The following is a 17,157-nucleotide window of genomic DNA, read 5'->3' as shown; positions in this document are numbered from 1 at the left end:
CAAAATCCCAAATCGAATGCCCGACTATATCCGAGATGCCAACGAAATTTACCGTAATTCTTTTGCAATCATCCGGTCAGAAGCAAACCTAGATGTGCTACCACCAGATGTAGCAAAAGTTGCTGTACGTCTCATCCATGCCTGTGGGATGACGGATATTGTTACTGACTTGGGATATTCACCAACAGCAGTGCAATCCGCAAGGACAGCACTAGCAGCAGGAGCTACAATTCTATGCGATTGCCGCATGGTTGCTGATGGCGTTACCAGGCGACGTTTGTCTGCCAATAATCAAGTTATCTGTACTCTCAACGAGCCAGAAGTCCCAGAAATTGCCCAGCGTTTGGGTACTACAAGGTCGGCGGCAGCCCTAGAATTATGGCGATCGCACCTGGAAGGATCGGTAATTGCAATTGGGAATGCGCCTACAGCACTATTTAGATTGTTAGAAATGCTCGATGAAGGTGTGCCGAAACCTGCGATTATCTTAGGCTTTCCAGTGGGATTTGTTGGTGCAGCCGAATCGAAAGCAGCATTGGCGGCAGATAGCAGAAATGTACCATTTTTAACATTACATGGTCGGCGTGGTGGGAGTGCGATCGCAGCCGCAGCAGTTAACGCCCTGGCAACGGAGGAAGAATGAATATGGACAAAGGTCGTCTTTACGGAATTGGTGTCGGCCCTGGCGATCCCGAACTATTGACTCTCAAAGCACTGCGGTTATTACGTGCCGCTCCTGTGGTAGCTTATCAGTCAGCCACAGATAAAGAAAGTATCGCTAGAGCGATCGTGGCGCAATATCTTCCTGGGAATCAAATCGAGGTGTTATTTCATCTCCCCCGCGCTTTGGAGCCAGAAAAGGCCAAGTCTATTTATGATAAGGAAATTGAACCAATTGCCGAACATTTAGCGGCAGGTCGAGATGTGGTGGTGCTATGCGAGGGAGATCCATTTTTCTATGGTTCCTTCATGTACCTATTTACGCGGTTATCTGACCAGTATCAAACAGAAGTCGTCCCTGGAGTTTCTTCGTTGATGGCTTGTCCGGTAGCCTTGGGTATGCCTTTCACCTACTACACTGATATTCTCACCGTACTACCTGCCCCATTGCCCCCAGAAGAACTAACTACACATTTGTTGATGACTGATGCGGCAGCAATTATGAAGCTAGGTCGTCACTTTACCAAAGTACGGGATATCTTGCATAAATTAGGGCTAGCATCACGAGCAAAATATATTGAGCGGGCATCAACTTCACAGCAACGCATTATACCTCTGGATGAAGTCGATCCAGATAAAGTCCCCTATTTCTCAATGATTGTAATCCCAACTAAGAATCGGCTTTGAACCAATAGGCTTGGGTTAAGATGCGATCCTCCCTAAGCCCTTTTTTAAAGGAGTTGGGAGGATCGGAAATCTCTAAACACTACTAATTGATTCATTTTTACAAGCGTTGTAGCAGGCTCAAACCGTGGGTATCAGTACCACAGGTATTGAAAAGAAAGTATTCATCAGCCAACTTTTGCACTTGTTCTGATTCCAATACGCTGGGTTGCCAAGGTTTAGGGTTATTGTAGGCATAAAAAGTTTCTACGCCATCAATACCCTTTTGGGATGCAGCTGGAATTAACTCAAAATGCGATCGCTTGTAACGCGCTGGATGAGCCAAAACTGCCAATCCCCCGGCTTCATGAATAGCAGCAATCACGTTACTTGCCTGATATTCTTGCCCTGTAGTCGGCCTTCTTTGCAGATAGGGTTTCATACTAGAGTGTTCTGGAGCAAAAGCATAAGCCAAAATGTGAACTTCTGTATCCAGAAGGTTCGCATTAATTTCCACACCACTCCACAGAAGAGGAGCGCTTGCACCAGAATTACTCCACTTCCAATCTTCTAACCAAGCAAGGGCAGCTTGATAGCCCATAATACCATGATGGTCAGTGATGGCTAATCCTTTTAGTCCAATAGCCATCGCCTGCTCCATCAATGCACTCGGCTGCAACCTGCCATCCGAGTACATTGTATGCGTATGAAAGTTGAATAACCTTGGACAACTATATGCATCAATGTTCTGGAATACTTGCTTCAAAAGTTCTGCCGAAGCAGTAGTCCGGGTCAAATTTACAGCCATAACCCCCTCTGAATAAAAATATATACTTTTAACACACTAAAACGCCCCATTTACAGATGAGAAATTTCCAACACTGCAAATTAGTATTGGTAGCTACTTTCTCAGCTTTATCAGCAAATTTTTCAATATGTTAAGACTACGTTAGCAAATCTTAACCTCAGTAGTCATGGGTAATTTGCACTACTTTAGAAATAAGTGGTAAAAAATATTGCATATTAAATTTTATAAATATACCTAGACTATTTTTAATAAATGGTTTGTATCAAAGGATTAGGAAAATAATTTTCTACAATCAATCTGAAATTAAAATATATATTGTGTGTAAAAATTAATATATGTTTAACAGTAATTATACTAAAATTATTTAATCCAGTGATGATTTCAATCTAGGCATTGCATGAGTGAGTTTACAATAGTTGCAAAAAAACTAGCGATGTCTACGACGGGCTATGCCTAGCTTGCGGCTGATTATACTCCCCGCGCGATCGCAAAAGAATCTCCCTTCAACGTTACCCCAACCGGTTCTATTACCACCTCGCGGCTAAGGGACGCTTCCACCCTTCCAGCAATCACAGCCGTTAGCTGATGTTCTCTTGCGAGGATGACAATCCTTTCTGCATCCTGCACAGACTCTGTATAGAATGCAAATCCGGCTCCGTAATTGAACACGGAAAGCATCGTCTCTGCCCCACCCTCAAGATGACCCTCGACAAATTTAAATATCTCTGGCACTGGGAGCATAGTTTCAATGACATATCGAAGCGGCTTTACCGACCGCATCAACTTTTGCCAACCATGTCCGGTGATATTCTCTATCGCAGTGGGGCGAATTCCCTCACCAAGCACCGCTTGTACAAGGGGCGTGTAGAGATATGATGCTGCATTCATCGCTTCCCAGAACTCCTGCCCACTCGGAAGTTTTGTTCTATAGCCATCAGGGAGAGACTCAGCAAGCTTTCGCAGTGGGGTAAAGCCGTTCTCATGGGGGCCAGAACTCTCGACCAGAACAATGGTATTTCCGGCATCCAGGCGCGAGCTATCAATGGGAGCGACCCCAGGCGGCATCACGCCAAAAACCGAACCTGCAATATCAAGCCGGCCTGGAATCATCTTAGTTTTTAGCTGAGGAGTTTCACCTGAGAGATAAACACACCCCACTCGTTTGCACCCCTCAACAACTCCATCCAAAAACCCATCAAGGAAAGTGGGGGTAAAGATCGTTTCAGGAGTACTTGATGGTAGATAAAGACCAAGAAGTAGAGTCTGCATCCCTGATGTTGCCGCATCATTTGTCAGACACGAGATGATCTTGATACCGATGTTCCACCAGAATCGCCGAAGTTCTTCTTCAGAAAGGTCATCAGGGCGGGTATCGTCTGCCGTTCCTAGTCCTTCGGGGACGAGTGTTAAAGAAAGTTCTGGAGCGCCCGCTTGAATAAATGGAGCGAGGTTGAAGCTGAAAGCGTTAGCACTTGCTCCAAGACCCGATGCGGGGACGGTTCCATAGGCGCTTGCAAAGGTAAGCGTGCGTTTTGCAGCTTCGATGAAGCGTCTTTTTGCGGCATCGAGAGTATCGTAATCGACTTGATCGACTTGAGCCATCAGGTTGCGTTTTAAGTTAGGAGTTAGAAGTTAGGAGTGAGGAGTTAGGAGTTAGAAGTTAGTAAAACTCATAACTCCTAAGCCATCAGGTTGCGTTTTAAGTTAGGAGTGAGGAGTTAAAAGTTAGGAAAACTCATAACTCATAACTCCTAACTCGTCACTACTTTAAAATACCTCATCTTCAATACCGCGCCACCATTCACCTAAATTCATCAAGTCTTGGTAAATATCTTCTAATTCTTTGGTATAGACATCATTTGTAAGTGTTGCTCGACGCTCTTGCAATTTCTTGAGGCGCAGTTGTACTAATACCCAAGGTTTAGTAATGCTATTTGTTGCTTCGATGTATTGCGCTAGTTCTTTGCTATCCATAATGTTTTATATTTTTAAGACTTACACCCTGTACAAAATAATCATGTTGTGTATAAGGTCAAAACTTAGTTTCAGGTTTTTATTAATCATTCTTTTATGGTAAATTGATCCGCCTTTTAGGGCAATTCATAAATTGCACCTACAACAAATGGTTTTTTAAAACATTCATATTTGGTGTTTTCTGTCAATGCATAAGTCCTAAATTTGATTTTCATGCAACTACTTTTATTCAGCCCATGCCCATCCCACTACTGAAAAACAGAAAAGGGAGAAACTAAAAAGAATTTCTCCCTTTTCCTAGTGGGCTTTCTGCTTCAACTTTTGTAAATTAACTTCTGGCGCAGCTTACTAAGAGGCATCGCACTCAGTTAAATTCAGCAATTAATTAAGCTTTAGCCAAGTTTTCAGCAGCAAAGTCCCAGTTAACCAAGTTATCTAGGAAATTCTTGATGAATGCTGGACGGGCATTTCTGTAGTCAATGTAGTATGCATGTTCCCAAACATCCAAGGTTAGGAGTGCCTTCTTGCCATGAGCTAGAGGGTTTTCTGCATTTGGTGTTTTGATCACCTTTAGCGTACCACCATCATCAATCAGCCAAGACCAACCACTGCCGAATTGGGTTGCAGCCGCGTTAGAAAACTCTTCTTTGAATTTGTCAAAACTACCAAAATCCTTATCAATTTTGGCTGCGAGATCGCCGGTGGGTGCGCCGCCACCATTTGGTTTCAAGGAATTCCAGAAGAAGGTGTGGTTCCAAACTTGAGCAGCGTTGTTGAAGATTCCCACTTTAGAGGAGTCTTGGAAGGAAGTTTTGATCACCTCTTCTAGAGACTTATCAGCAAGTTCTGTTCCTTCAGTGAGCTTGTTGAGGTTGTCTACATAAGCTTTGTGATGCTTACCATAGTGATACTCGAAAGTTTCAGCTTTCATGCCATTTGGCTCTAAAGCATTAATATCGAAGGGTAGCGGAGCCTGTACAAATGCCATTGTGTCAAATCCTCTCTTTACCGGTTTCCAGTTTTAAGCTATTGCAGAAGCTTGGGAAATTAACAGCTTTTATTTTTGAGGTTTTATGTCTTTAATGATGAAACATAAAACTTAACATCGTCATTCTACTACCAAAGTGAAGACGAAAACAAAGTACTTTGGTGATAAGTCAAATCGCTAGGAATCCACGATTATCAATAAAAATGGCTAATATTTCGTAGCGAAAGGCCAATATACTAATTAGCATTTAGGAGTTAAAGCCTTTATACTTCTACCTTTAGTAGGATAAATTGCAATAACAAAAATCAGTCGAAAGCAAGATAATTTAATACTTAAAAAAATAATATTATATTTATTCTTCAATAAAGCTTGATTTTAAATCGATAGTTAGATTAGCTATTTTATTTAAAGGATGGTAAGTGAACGATCGCTGACCCACCACCCTTTGAAACTAAAAAGCTAACCGTGAATAGCGGTAATTACTACTGAGATAAACGCTGCTGGTAATAGTTAACAATTTGTGCCGTAACTTCAGACACATCCAAACCATCGGTTTGAACTTCAATCGCATCTGCTGCTTTTTGCAGAGGTGAAACTTTGCGGGTACTATCTTTCCAGTCACGTTCGGCAATATCCCGTTCTAGCTGCTCTAAATTGATTTCGGGTTGACCTTGTTTGTTAAAGTCTTCCTGCCGACGACGGGCGCGTTCACTTACAGAAGCGGTTAAGAATATTTTCACTTCGGCATCGGGGAACACGTGAGTACCGATGTCTCGCCCTTCAGCAACTAAACCACCTTTTTTACCCCAGCTTTGCTGTTGTTTAACCAGTGCTTGACGGACAGCGCTTTGGGCTGCGATCGCAGATACAAGAGATGTTACCTCAACGGTGCGAATTACCTGGGTAACATCAGTACCATTTATCCAAACCCGCACGGACGATTGTAAATCCTGGGCAGGAGTAAGTTCAATTTTACACAGGTTAGTTAATTCAGCGATCGCACACTCATCATCAATAGCAATGCCCTTTTCCAGCACTAACCAAGTGACAGCACGGTACATTGCTCCTGTATCTAAATAGACTAAACCCAGATTTGCTGCCACTTGTCGCGCCACTGTGGATTTTCCAGCACCGGCTGGGCCATCAATGGCGATAATGGGTTGACGATCGCGCAATATGGTATTGTCAATCAAACGTGTAGAACCAAGACGGGCTGCGATCGCCAACATTCCTTCCTCCTCAACTTTTTCTAAAGACATCAACGTAGTCGGTTCAACTAATTCAATATATTCCACTAAAATTGTGCTGACCATTGCCACTTCTTGCTGTACCACTGCTATCAACTTGTTGCTATTGCGATCGCCTGCAATAAAAGCAGCTTCAGCCCGTTGCAAGCCGCGATATAATGCAGCCGCTTGCTCTTTTGCCGTTGCAGTCAAATATTGATTACGCGAACTGAAGGCAAGACCCGACGCTTCTCGCACTGTTGGACAACCAACAATTTCTACTGGCAAATTTAAGTCAGCTACTAAGCGTTTAATAATTGCTAGTTGCTGACCATCCTTTTGACCAAAGTAGGCACGGTCAGGCTGTACCAAGTTAAAAAGCTTGGCAACAATCGTAGCGACACCTTGAAAGTGACCCAGCCGAGAACGACCACACAAGCCTGTCATCATAGCAGATGGTGGTATAACTTGTGTAACCTTTGATTCTTGTATACTCTTCTGGGGAACCGCCATCTCTTCAGGACTCGGTGCAAAAATGGCATCTACCCCAGCTTGTTCGCAAAGTTGTTGGTCTTGCTCTAAAGTGCGGGGATAGCGTTGATAATCCTCATTGGGAGCAAATTGCAGGGGATTGACGAAAATACTCACAATCACCGTAGAATTTTCTTGCCGCGCTCGTTGGATCAAGCTTAAATGCCCTTGATGCAAATTCCCCATCGTTGGCACTAGACCGACTGCCGTCTGATACCAGTCAGTCATCTCATCTAGTCTTAAATCCTCAGTAACCGCGTTTTCTAAGCAGCGTTTAGTTAAATAGCAGCGTAAAGCTGCGACTGTTGTCAGCAGGCGCACAAAAATACCCCTAGTTCTTATCGATCCCTCCCCCGTTAGTTTATATCTGAAATAGGGGAAGAGTTGATTGAACTAGGGGAATTGGGGATTGGGGATTGGGGATTGGGAATTGGGAATTGAGAATTGGGGATTGGGAATTGGGAATTGAGAATTGGGGATTGGGAATTGGGAATTGAGAATTGGGGATAGAAAGGAGACTTTTTTAGTAGTTTTTTTTTCTCTACAAAGTCTCAGTCCTAGTCACTAGTCCCCAGTCCCTAGTCACCAGTCCCCAGTCCCCAGTCCCTAATAATTATCTTCCCAAAACTTCAATATGTACTGGTGCTACGCCACTGCCCATCATTCCTAAAACCCTAGCTGCACCAGCAGATACGTCAATGACTCGACCCCGAATGTATGGGCCCCGGTCATTAATTCGTAGCACTACAGAACGGCCGTTACGGGTGTTGGTTACACGCACTTGCGTACCAAAGGGTAAGCTGCGATGGGCGGCAGTCATTGCTTCTGGGTTGAATCTCTGACCGCTAGCAGTACGAGTACCAGAACCGTCATAGCCGTAATAAGAAGCCATGCCTCTTAAAGTAGCTCGCACTACTCCAACAGCAATCTGTTGAGGCAACTTTGGTACTGATATTGGTTGACGTACTGGTAGATTGGCAATTTCTTTTAGGGGAGATGCATTGCCTAGAAGTCTCCGCAGGCGATTAGTTGCTTGCAATGCATCTTCCGCCAAATTTTTGGTGGGATTGGTCTGTGCTAATCGCGTATCTTCGTTAATTTCGACCAATTCTTCGCCATTAATTTTGATTACATAGCGATCGCCATCTTGCTGGGGAGGAACGCTTTTGTTTTGCGCTTGATTGGCACTGGATTTTTCCCCTGCTTTCCAACTGACGGTAATCTTGCTCCCGTCCACATTTTCCCGATTCAACTGGTTTATCTTAGCTGCTACTACACTAGCTATCTGAACTGGGTCATTGTCTTCGGAACTAATTTGGTTACTTACATTTGTTAAGTTCCCGGTATTCAATGCGTTTGATGAATTGCTAGCAATAAGGGCGTACGATTGTACGCCCCCAGTATTTCCAATTTCACCAACTTTTTTAGATTCAAAATTCGTATTTGATACAGAACTCAAAAAGGTGATAACAGGTATATTTTTGATAAAAAGGGTTGCCGCCTTACGTCCTTTAATGTCGTGAGGATGAATTTGTGTAATCACAGCATCCAAGGTTTGTTTCCCTGCTCTGGATTGGTACTCTCCCACTTTAACCACATCAGGGGCAGGTGATTTTTGGGATGCTAGCGCATTTCCCTTGGTGGTTTGAGTACAACCGACTGAAGGTATGCCCAAAACAGCCATAGACAGGGCAACAATAATCCACAAATGTCTTTGATTCATGCGTCCGTTTTTGAAAGCGACTGTAGAACTTTAAGTTTTATAAACTGCGGGATTTTTCACTTGTAAAAGTGATTTCCCTTCTGACAAACTCGAACTCGTTCCGTTTTCACTTTGTGAATTTATAACTGCAACAGACTAACACGAACCTTTTGGCTTGGGGATCAGGGTTTTAGCGTAATTATCGACTGTTTAATTAAATTAAAGTTCCTAATTTTAGCGTGAAACCTTTCTCAAAGGCGGACTTTGGCTATGTAACGCTTTTTTCTACAACTCAAAAATTTCTTAAAAAAACTTTACCCTTAGTCCATGCCAAAGTGACGATACCCTATTGATTTCTCTTCTAAAGGCTCACTACTATGCGTGTATTCTAGATAACATGTATTTTCACTATTTCCTATAAGAAGATAATATAACTTTAATTAAATGGCATCGGCATAAATACTTAAAATCATTTATTTAATGAAATATTTAGATTTCCTTGTGAATAAGCCGTGACATGAGTTACATCTTAAATAATTATGCAAATTAGTTGAAGTTTAATCTTTTTTTTCTACTTAGATTAATGATGACTTTTGTTCTCCATAAGTTAACTTAGAATAGTGATTAATATAACTTTTGTTTACCGTATTACTGAGTATAAAAAAAAGAAAGATACTCAACTTAATATTTTTTGCGATTAATGATGAAAAAATTAGGAAATCTTAGCGATCGCCTATAAATGAGCAAAGACAGGTATCAGAAAGCACAACAGATAAATCTAATTCTAAGTATTTGCTCAAGGGTAATTTTTTAAAGCAAAGTGTATATTCCAAAATCTTGCCAATTGTAGGGAGGTACAGCTGCACCCTACTATATATAGTGAATATTTTGGGGAATGCTACCAACCTGATGACAAGCCAAGTAAATCAAAAAGATTTAGAAATAGATTCATCGCCATTATTAGCTGTTCTTAAGGAATTGCATTCTCAGTACAAGTTACTGCAAGAGGGTGCAGTAGCTAAATATATTCCAGAACTAGCGAAGGCAAACCCAGATTGGTTCAGTATTTGCATTGTCACAGTAGATGGTCAGATATACAAAGTTGGGGACTATGACCAACTCTTTACCATTCAGTCGATTTCTAAAGTGTTTGCTTATGGACTTGCCTTAGAAGATCATGGACTCGATTATGTTTTAACTAGAGTTGGCGTGGAACCCACTGGGGATGCATTCAACGCGATTGTTTTAGATGAGCAATCGAAACGACCTTATAATCCAATGGTAAACGCTGGTGCGATCGCAACCACTAGCTTAATTAAAGGTTCAGGCCCTACTGAACGCCTTAACCGAATGCTGGAGATGTTCAAACGATATATTGGCCGGGATGTGTTCGTTGACATTTCAGTTTTTACCTCAGAACGCAGTACCGGACATCGCAACCGCGCAATGGCGCATCTGATGCTCAACTTTGGCATGATCGACCGGAATATTGAAGAGTCGCTGGATCTTTATTTCCAGCAGTGTGCTGCGATCGTGAATTGCCAAGACTTAGCAGTGATGGCAGCTACCTTGGCTAACAAAGGTATGAACCCCATCACCAAAGAACAGGCAGTAGATAAGCGTTACATCAAAGATATTCTGAGTGTGATGTACACCTGCGGAATGTATAACTTTGCAGGTGAGTGGGCTTACAAAATTGGGATTCCAGCCAAAAGCGGCATTTGTGGCGGGATTATTGCAGTAGTACCCAATAAAATGGGCATTGGAGTTTTTTCGCCCCTGTTGGATGTGCGTGGTAATAGTGTGCGCGGGGTGAAGGTGTGTGAAGAACTTTCCCAACGGTTAGGTTTACATCTATTTGATTGTTCCGGTCAAGATGGGAAATTGCGGACTAGGGATTAAAAGCTAGTTATCCTTCGGGTAAGCATTTCATTTTTGCAGATCACAACTCAGGAGTGAAGACTATAGAAAGAGCTAATTGATATATTTCACGACGGGGAAGGGAGGTAAACTTTGCTAACTGACGGCTAGCTTGCGATCGCGATATTCCCTGACTAATTAACTGTTTCAATTCGGCTTTCAATTCTTCTTCTGTTAGTTGGGGCTGACTGGCTGGAATTCCCGCCACTACTAATGTATATTCACCTTGGGGTTCTCGTTGGCTATAGTAAGCGATCGCTTCGGCAATTGTCCCCCGCCAGAATTCCTCATACAATTTAGTTAACTCTCGACACAGCACAATTTGGCGATCGCTTCCCCAAACTTGTGCTAAGTCTTGTAAAGTATCTCGCAAGCGGTGGGGCGATTCATAGAAAATTAATGTGCGAGATTCTGTTTGCAGAGATTCTAAACGTTCTTGTCTGTGTTGAGTTTTCGCTGGGAGAAAGCCTTCAAAGACAAATCGATCGGTTGGTAATCCTGCTGCACTCAAAGCGGTAATTGCTGCACTAGCGCCAGGAATAGGAACTACTGAAATCCCCGCCTCAATACAGGCTTTCACCAGTTCATATCCAGGATCGGAAATTCCTGGCATTCCAGCATCACTCACAAGAGCGATCGCTTTATCGTTAACTAAATGCTCTAATAATTCTGGGATGCGGCTGGTACGATTATGTTCGTGGTAGCTCACTTGGGGAGTCTTAACTTGAAAATGTTGTAGTAGTTTCCCTGTGTGACGGGTGTCTTCCGCAGCAATAATATCCACAGTCTGCAAAATTCTTACCGCCCGAAAGGTTATATCTTCCAGGTTGCCAATGGGTGTACCGACAACGTAAAGTGTTCTTGGTTTTGGATCGGTTTGCATGAGCAATTAGGAGTTTGTAGAGACGCGATTCATCGCGTCTGTGCTTTGTAGAGACGCGATTCATCGCGTCTGTGCAGGAGAGACAGGAGAGACGCGATAAATCGCGTCTGTACAAGAGAGACGAAATATATATGATATATGGTTAATCCAAAATCCAAAATCCAAAATCCAAAATCGGATTGTGGGTTATTCGTGGGTTTAGTAACCTTAGATTTGATTTACCTTGCTGACTCTGCCCCAAAAAATAATCAGAAGATTGTCGCTATTGACCATACTGTAGCAGCAGGTGGGCCAGCAACCAACGCAGCTGTGACTTTCAATTATTTAGGTAATCAGGCTACAGTCTTGGGTGTAGTGGGTTCTCACCCAATGACACAGCTAATTCGAGGTGATTTGGCAAATTACAAAGTTGCGATCGCAGACCTTGAGCCTATCACTGATTTAGCACCGCCTGTTTCTTCAATTATTGTCACTCAAGCTACGGGTGAACGGGCTGTGGTTTCGATCAATGCTGTCAAAACTCAAGCCAACAGCGCATCTATCCCGCCAGATATTTTGTCAAATATTAATATAGTACTAATTGATGGACATCAAATTGCGGTTAGTTATTCCATAGCTCAAATGGCTAAAGCTAAGAATATCCCAGTAGTAATTGATGGTGGCAGTTGGAAACCTGGATTTGAGCAAATTTTGCCATTTGTGGATTATGCCATCTGTTCGGCTAATTTTTATCCCCCTAATTGCCAGACTGGAGAAGACGTTTTTGCCTATCTGAGCGGATTTGACATTTCTTACATTGCCATTACTCACGGGCAAAAATCAATTGAATACTTGAGTTGCACTAAAACTGGTATCGTAGATGTGCCACAGATTCAAGCGGTTGATACATTAGGGGCTGGAGATATTTTCCACGGTGCTTTTTGTAATTACATTTTACGGGAAAGTTTTACTGATGCGCTGGCGCTAGCAGCTAATATTGCTGCTAATTCTTGTAAATTTTTTGGGACTCGGCATTGGATGAATTTAAAGAGCTAAATTAAACAAGGTCAAATTTAATGAAAGACTTACAAGAAATATTAGCGATCGCTCGTGAGATCGGTTGGGGCGCAGCAGATATACTGCGATCGTATTACCACGGCACAGCAAAAGACCCTAATTTAGACGTACAATATAAACAAAATGAACCTGTTACCGTTGCCGATGTAGCTGTAAGTCAATATATTTTGCAGAAGCTACAAGCAAGTTTGGGCAACGAAGATTTTGCTTACATCAGCGAAGAAACTTATCAATCCCCAACTATTGGCACGCACCCTTCTGCCCCTTGGGTATGGATAATTGACCCTTTGGATGGTACACGAGATTTTATCGAAAAAACTGGAGACTATGCAGTTCACATTGCTTTAGTCAAGGAAACACGCCCAGTATTAGCAGTGGTAGCAGTACCAGAAGTAGAAAAATTATATTACGCTATCAAAGGTGCAGGGACATTTGTAGAAACCCGTGACGGATCTGTTCCTTTACAAGTATCTTCAGGGAAACGAGTTGAGGATTTAACTTTAGTAGTTAGCCGCTCTCACCGCAACCAACGCTTGGATTATTTACTACAAAGCTTACCTTGTCAAAATCAGAAAGCTGTAGGTAGTGTAGGTTGCAAAATTGCTACTATTGTCGAACAACAGGCAGATATCTACATTTCCCTTTCCGGCAAGTCTGCGCCCAAAGATTGGGATATGGCAGCACCAGAACTGATTTTAACCGAAGCTGGTGGTAAGTTTACTCACTTTGATGGCGCTCCGTTGCAGTATAACACTGGTGATATCAATCAATGGGGAGGTTTGCTGGCTAGTAATGGTGAATATCATGAAGTGCTGTGCAAGGAAGCAGAAAAGGTTTTAGCAGAGTTTGACCAAAGCTAATGGGTATTTGAAGATGAGTATTTTTAATTTTGTTTTTTTAAACAGTTATACATGTTATGATTGCACCGACTACCGATAATAATCTTTACCCATTAGTCCACAGTTGAATTTTCAAAACACTAAATACCTGAGCGATCGCTAGTTAAAATCGATTTCCTCTTAAAAGTGTAACTCTGATAGTACAAACAACAAAAGCCCTTCATTGGCAGGTATGCAAACCTATCTGCATATTTTTATATAGGGACAAAGTTCCGCATGAGACGATATTCAAAGGCGGAAGGCTGTGCTACACTCATGGACATAAAGATTATTTTCGGTTGAGTAACTAGTTTTGATTTCTAAAAACCGTCTCTCCGAATTTAACTCTCTACACTCCCTGAATTCGGAGATTTCTATGTCAATTTACGTCGGGAACCTGTCCTATCAGGTTACAGAAGAGGACTTAAAACAGGCTTTTGCAGAATACGGAACAGTAAATCGTGTTCAACTACCCACAGATCGGGAAACAGGCCGGCCTCGTGGGTTCGCTTTTGTGGAAATGGAATCAGACACACAAGAACAAGCTGCCATTGATGCACTTGATGGTGCTGAATGGATGGGACGTGACTTGAAAGTGAACAAAGCTAAACCTCGTGAGGATAGAAGCAGTTCTCCTCGTGGTAGCTGGGGTGGCGGTAATGCCCGCCGCAACAACAATCGCTACTAAAGTCGATTCCTAAAAGTTTCACATTTAGAGTCTCCAGCAGATAAAGCCAAAGGCCAAATTCTGCTGGAATATTTTATTTTGTATCTATTCTTGAACTATTCATCCATATTAAGGAGGAATGAGAATGACACAAGTAATTTTAGGAGAAAATGAAGGTATTGAATCAGCTTTGAGAAGATTTAAGCGGGAAGTTTCTAAGGCAGGAATTTTCCAAGACATGAGAAAAAAGCGTCACTTCGAGACACCTATAGAAAAAGAAAAGCGTAAAGCAATTGCTAGGCATAAGCAACGTCGTCAACAACGTTCTCGCTTCAATTAGAAAGTCCAAGCAAATTTACGCTTCATCGTTGCCATATCTCCAGCAAGGCAAAAGTAATTATGGCATACATTAATAAACAACACTGTTCGTAGTAGCGCTGAAAGGAAATACAGCGCTACTATAGAATTCATATTTAATTTTTGAAAAAACTCACTACAATTCAAAGAGCTTTCTTTTCTATTTATTACCTCTTGCCTCGCTATATAAATATATTCTTGCTCTATACCCATAAAATATTGTAGATATCGTTAGTCTGCAATGCTTGGCTCTGATTTTGAAAAATATGTTACGACTTTATCATTTATTACTAGGTTCTATTTTGGTAGTGTTAGTACCTCTGGGAGCAAAATTTGTTCTCCCCCAATTTTCTCCACCCACAAAACCTCCTAGCGTTGTAAAACTTTCCAACTCTAAAGAGGGAAATATCTGGCAGAAAATCTTGGGAAACACTCCTGCTCCAACTAACTGGCAAGTTGCAGCTTGTGAAGGAAATGCACCATTGTTGTGTATCTCCTCCAAAGGGGAACGTTTGGGTACAGTTGACATTAATGTTTACCCCTTAGCAAACAATGAGGATTTCCAAAAGAAACTTGTAGCAGTTGGTATTGCACCTGGTTCTCAAGCAGACTACCAAAGTCTTAAGTATCAAACCCAGGTATTACCAGCACTCAAAGCTTGGGTTACAGATCGCTACGCTGCATCTGCAAAAGCTCGTCAGCGTGAATATGGAGAAGAGATTACTTTCTCAACCTACCCACCGCAACCAGTACCCATTGGTAAGCTTCAGGGAATTCGCTATGGGTTCGCCGGACTTAAGGAAAAAGGCGGAGTACAAGAGCAACATATCGGTCATGTTGCTTTTGATGGCACTAAACTTTACGTAATTACCACTGCATTTGACACAAGTAGGCAAACAGGTAAGTTTGAGAAACTAGAAGACTTGGCTATTTTTCAACCTTACTTAGATGCGATCGCAGCAGATTTGCGTTTACCCTAAGAGCTAAGGTTACAGGTAATAGAAAGTAATCTGTCCCCTGTAACCTATAACCTATTCCCTTTTTAATTCTTCATCAACCTAAATCTCAGCCACCGCCCGTTCAATCAAGCGACGTGCTAAAGTTTGTGTGCCAGTGTGTTCGTAATAATTCGTTGCTACATCTAGGAACGCCGCGAGATAATCTAATTTGTCATCGGCAATATCGGTAAAGCTTTGCAAGTGGTGGACAACTTTTTGTGGCGTTAAATTATTCGCAGAGACTAGCCCACTCATCCAACCTTGAACTGAGTTAAAGCTTTCGCCGATAAAGTTAAGTTTACTACCAGCATTGCTCCCTGGAATCACATCTTTAATGCTTTGAAAAGTCGAGTTTTGCTCTAACTCTTGTGGATTTGTTTGATTAAGCCCAGATAAAGCTTTGCTGATGAAGTCTGGGCCCAGGGGTATCAAACCATCAACGCAAATCAATGCCACCATACGGATGAGTGATTCACCACTATACTCACCTAAAGAGGCAACAAAATCCCCAATACTGTCTCCAGGAATGCCGTTAATTTGACAGAATGCTACCAACTCAGCTACTAATTTTAATGTCAAATCAATAGTTTGGGCTTTGTCTGCTTTAGGAGTGACAGAGTTCAAAAAACCCAATAAAGGAATTTTTTCACCGACTTTGTTAGCTAATGCGGCTGCACCAAGGGCTTTATCTGTAGCATCAACGGTTTGATATAACCACAAAGCTGTTTGGTATCCTTGGGATTTGTCATTGAATAGATAAATGGCTCGTTCACCAATTTGCTGGATTAAATCTTCATCGTCTTCGCCAGTGACGAGCTTAATGGTGTTGACAAAGCCGACGGTATTTTGCCACTCTCCAGGAGCAACAAAATCGAGGGACTTTAACATAGAAATGGTCAAACCGCCTGTTGGCAATTGATCGACTAAATCAACAATCGACTTGCTCACAAAAATCTCCTTATTTAGGTTTTGTTATCTAAGTATTCGTAGCTCAAATTATTTCAGTTTAGCCAGACCATTAAGATTAAACTTCTCTAGCCAATCTGCGCGATCGCTAGCTGTAAATGACGGATCGCGGGAAAGTACTTTTACTTGGTACTTACCTACCAAAATTGCAGTTTGCGTCTTACCAACTTCTATTGCGGGATAACCACCAATTTTTTTGGCACTTTTCGAGAACTTGGCTGCTGCACTAGGTGTACTTGTAGTATCTGAAATGGATAGCAATGCTAGTTCCTTACCGCCTTTTTTCAACTTCGCTTCTGCGAAGCCTTTTTTCTCTTGGGTATAGACGCGCTGGTAGCCGTCACCTGAAGCAGGGAAAAGTTTATTAAATTCGCTACCCTGAGTTGCGGTTTTAGCCACTGCAACGTTTTTTTGCTGAGTACTTTCCTTTTGCGCTTGGTCAAAACGTCCAGGTGTTTTTGGACTACAGGCTGTTGTCAGTAGTACCACTGACAGCAATAAAGCGGCTACTACTCTACGTCCACGGTGTAAAATCATTATTGGCTTCTCCTTATACTTGAGCTTTGAGGCAATTATCTGCGCTGCTAGCAATTATTACCCGTAAAATTTACTTTTTGATAATTATTGCCTAAATTGTGAATTAATGAACGTTAATCAATGCAAAAACGCTCCCCCTTTCGGGAGAGCGTCTTTATTTTATAGATAATCCTGAAAAACGTGTCTCAGATTATCATTAACCGGATTAACCGTTGATAGCAGGAGCAGAAAGAGCAACAGGAGCGGATTGTGCAGATGCTAAATCGAGAGGGAAGTTGTGAGCATTGCGCTCGTGCATTACTTCCATACCCAAGTTAGCGCGGTTGATAACATCAGCCCAAGT

The 17,157-nt window shown here is 42.1% G+C and carries 17 protein-coding genes and 1 pseudogene; 8 read left to right on the top strand and 10 right to left on the bottom strand.

Annotated elements, in window-relative coordinates; translation table 11 throughout:
• Positions 1-16: 16 nt before the first annotated feature.
• Positions 17-643: a precorrin-8X methylmutase gene (locus RMZ41_RS30795; RefSeq protein WP_322640802.1), complete on the top strand. Its 627-nt coding sequence runs from the start codon at positions 17-19 to the stop codon at positions 641-643.
• Positions 640-1,347, top strand: a complete 708-nt coding sequence (locus RMZ41_RS30790; RefSeq protein ID WP_322640801.1) for a precorrin-2 C(20)-methyltransferase — start codon at positions 640-642, stop codon at positions 1,345-1,347. The genes RMZ41_RS30795 and RMZ41_RS30790 overlap by 4 nt, the downstream gene beginning before the upstream one ends.
• A 97-nt stretch (positions 1,348-1,444) precedes the next feature.
• Here the strand turns inward: RMZ41_RS30790 and RMZ41_RS30785 are convergent, their stop codons facing one another.
• From RMZ41_RS30785 to RMZ41_RS30760, 6 genes are all read right to left on the bottom strand, one after another.
• Positions 1,445-2,131 (bottom strand): PHP domain-containing protein, encoded by a 687-nt coding sequence (locus RMZ41_RS30785; RefSeq protein WP_322640800.1) that lies wholly within the window; start codon positions 2,129-2,131, stop codon positions 1,445-1,447.
• A gap of 468 nt (positions 2,132-2,599) precedes the next feature.
• Positions 2,600-3,733 (bottom strand): AIR synthase related protein, encoded by a 1,134-nt coding sequence (locus RMZ41_RS30780; protein ID WP_409876261.1) that lies wholly within the window; start codon positions 3,731-3,733, stop codon positions 2,600-2,602.
• Positions 3,734-3,898: 165 nt separating this feature from the next.
• Positions 3,899-4,105, bottom strand: a complete 207-nt coding sequence (locus RMZ41_RS30775) for a hypothetical protein (protein WP_012412689.1) — start codon at positions 4,103-4,105, stop codon at positions 3,899-3,901.
• Positions 4,106-4,490: 385 nt separating this feature from the next.
• Positions 4,491-5,093, bottom strand: coding sequence for a superoxide dismutase (locus tag RMZ41_RS30770; protein WP_322640798.1), 603 nt, complete (start codon positions 5,091-5,093; stop codon positions 4,491-4,493).
• A gap of 482 nt (positions 5,094-5,575) precedes the next feature.
• Positions 5,576-7,171, bottom strand: coding sequence for a bifunctional pantoate--beta-alanine ligase/(d)CMP kinase (locus RMZ41_RS30765; RefSeq protein ID WP_322640797.1), 1,596 nt, complete (start codon positions 7,169-7,171; stop codon positions 5,576-5,578).
• Positions 7,172-7,463: 292 nt separating this feature from the next.
• Entirely contained in the window at positions 7,464-8,573 is a 1,110-nt protein-coding gene (locus tag RMZ41_RS30760) for a septal ring lytic transglycosylase RlpA family protein (protein WP_322640796.1), read from the bottom strand.
• A gap of 888 nt (positions 8,574-9,461) precedes the next feature.
• Here RMZ41_RS30760 and glsA point away from each other — a divergent pair.
• Positions 9,462-10,454: a glutaminase A gene (gene glsA / locus RMZ41_RS30755; protein ID WP_322640795.1), complete on the top strand. Its 993-nt coding sequence runs from the start codon at positions 9,462-9,464 to the stop codon at positions 10,452-10,454.
• A gap of 40 nt (positions 10,455-10,494) precedes the next feature.
• Here the strand turns inward: glsA and rsmI are convergent, their stop codons facing one another.
• Complete coding sequence (gene rsmI / locus RMZ41_RS30750) at positions 10,495-11,355, bottom strand: 16S rRNA (cytidine(1402)-2'-O)-methyltransferase (protein ID WP_322640794.1); 861 nt, start codon at positions 11,353-11,355, stop codon at positions 10,495-10,497.
• A 138-nt stretch (positions 11,356-11,493) separates the two neighbouring features.
• On the opposite strand from rsmI, the gene RMZ41_RS30745 reads away from it, so the two are divergent.
• From RMZ41_RS30745 to RMZ41_RS30725, 5 genes are all read left to right on the top strand, one after another.
• Positions 11,494-12,390, top strand: coding sequence for a sugar kinase (locus RMZ41_RS30745; RefSeq protein ID WP_322640793.1), 897 nt, complete (start codon positions 11,494-11,496; stop codon positions 12,388-12,390).
• Positions 12,391-12,410: 20 nt separating this feature from the next.
• Positions 12,411-13,271 carry a 3'(2'),5'-bisphosphate nucleotidase CysQ gene (locus RMZ41_RS30740; RefSeq protein ID WP_322640792.1) on the top strand — a complete coding sequence of 287 codons (861 nt, stop codon included), beginning with the start codon at positions 12,411-12,413 and terminating at the stop codon, positions 13,269-13,271.
• Positions 13,272-13,665: 394 nt separating this feature from the next.
• Positions 13,666-13,977: an RNA-binding protein gene (locus RMZ41_RS30735; protein ID WP_322640791.1), complete on the top strand. Its 312-nt coding sequence runs from the start codon at positions 13,666-13,668 to the stop codon at positions 13,975-13,977.
• Positions 13,978-14,101: 124 nt separating this feature from the next.
• Positions 14,102-14,296, top strand: coding sequence for a 30S ribosomal protein S21 (gene rpsU / locus RMZ41_RS30730; protein WP_322640790.1), 195 nt, complete (start codon positions 14,102-14,104; stop codon positions 14,294-14,296).
• Positions 14,297-14,579: 283 nt separating this feature from the next.
• Positions 14,580-15,293 (top strand): hypothetical protein, encoded by a 714-nt coding sequence (locus RMZ41_RS30725; protein WP_322640789.1) that lies wholly within the window; start codon positions 14,580-14,582, stop codon positions 15,291-15,293.
• 78 nt (positions 15,294-15,371) lie between these two features.
• On the opposite strand, the gene RMZ41_RS30720 is transcribed toward RMZ41_RS30725, so the two are convergent.
• From RMZ41_RS30720 to RMZ41_RS30710, 3 genes and pseudogenes are all read right to left on the bottom strand, one after another.
• A complete protein-coding gene (locus RMZ41_RS30720; protein ID WP_322640788.1) occupies positions 15,372-16,259 on the bottom strand; it encodes a hypothetical protein in 888 nt (295 codons plus the stop codon).
• A gap of 48 nt (positions 16,260-16,307) precedes the next feature.
• Complete coding sequence (locus tag RMZ41_RS30715) at positions 16,308-16,814, bottom strand: hypothetical protein (protein ID WP_322640787.1); 507 nt, start codon at positions 16,812-16,814, stop codon at positions 16,308-16,310.
• Between the two features lie 205 nt (positions 16,815-17,019).
• Positions 17,020-17,157: pseudogene (locus tag RMZ41_RS30710) on the bottom strand (photosystem II q(b) protein); the annotation flags it as partial.

Source organism: Nostoc sp. DedVER02, from assembly GCF_034530675.2.
Taxonomy (GTDB): domain Bacteria; phylum Cyanobacteriota; class Cyanobacteriia; order Cyanobacteriales; family Nostocaceae; genus Nostoc.
The sequence above is the reverse complement of the archived record's forward strand: the minus strand, read 5'-3'. Positions and strand labels throughout refer to the sequence as shown.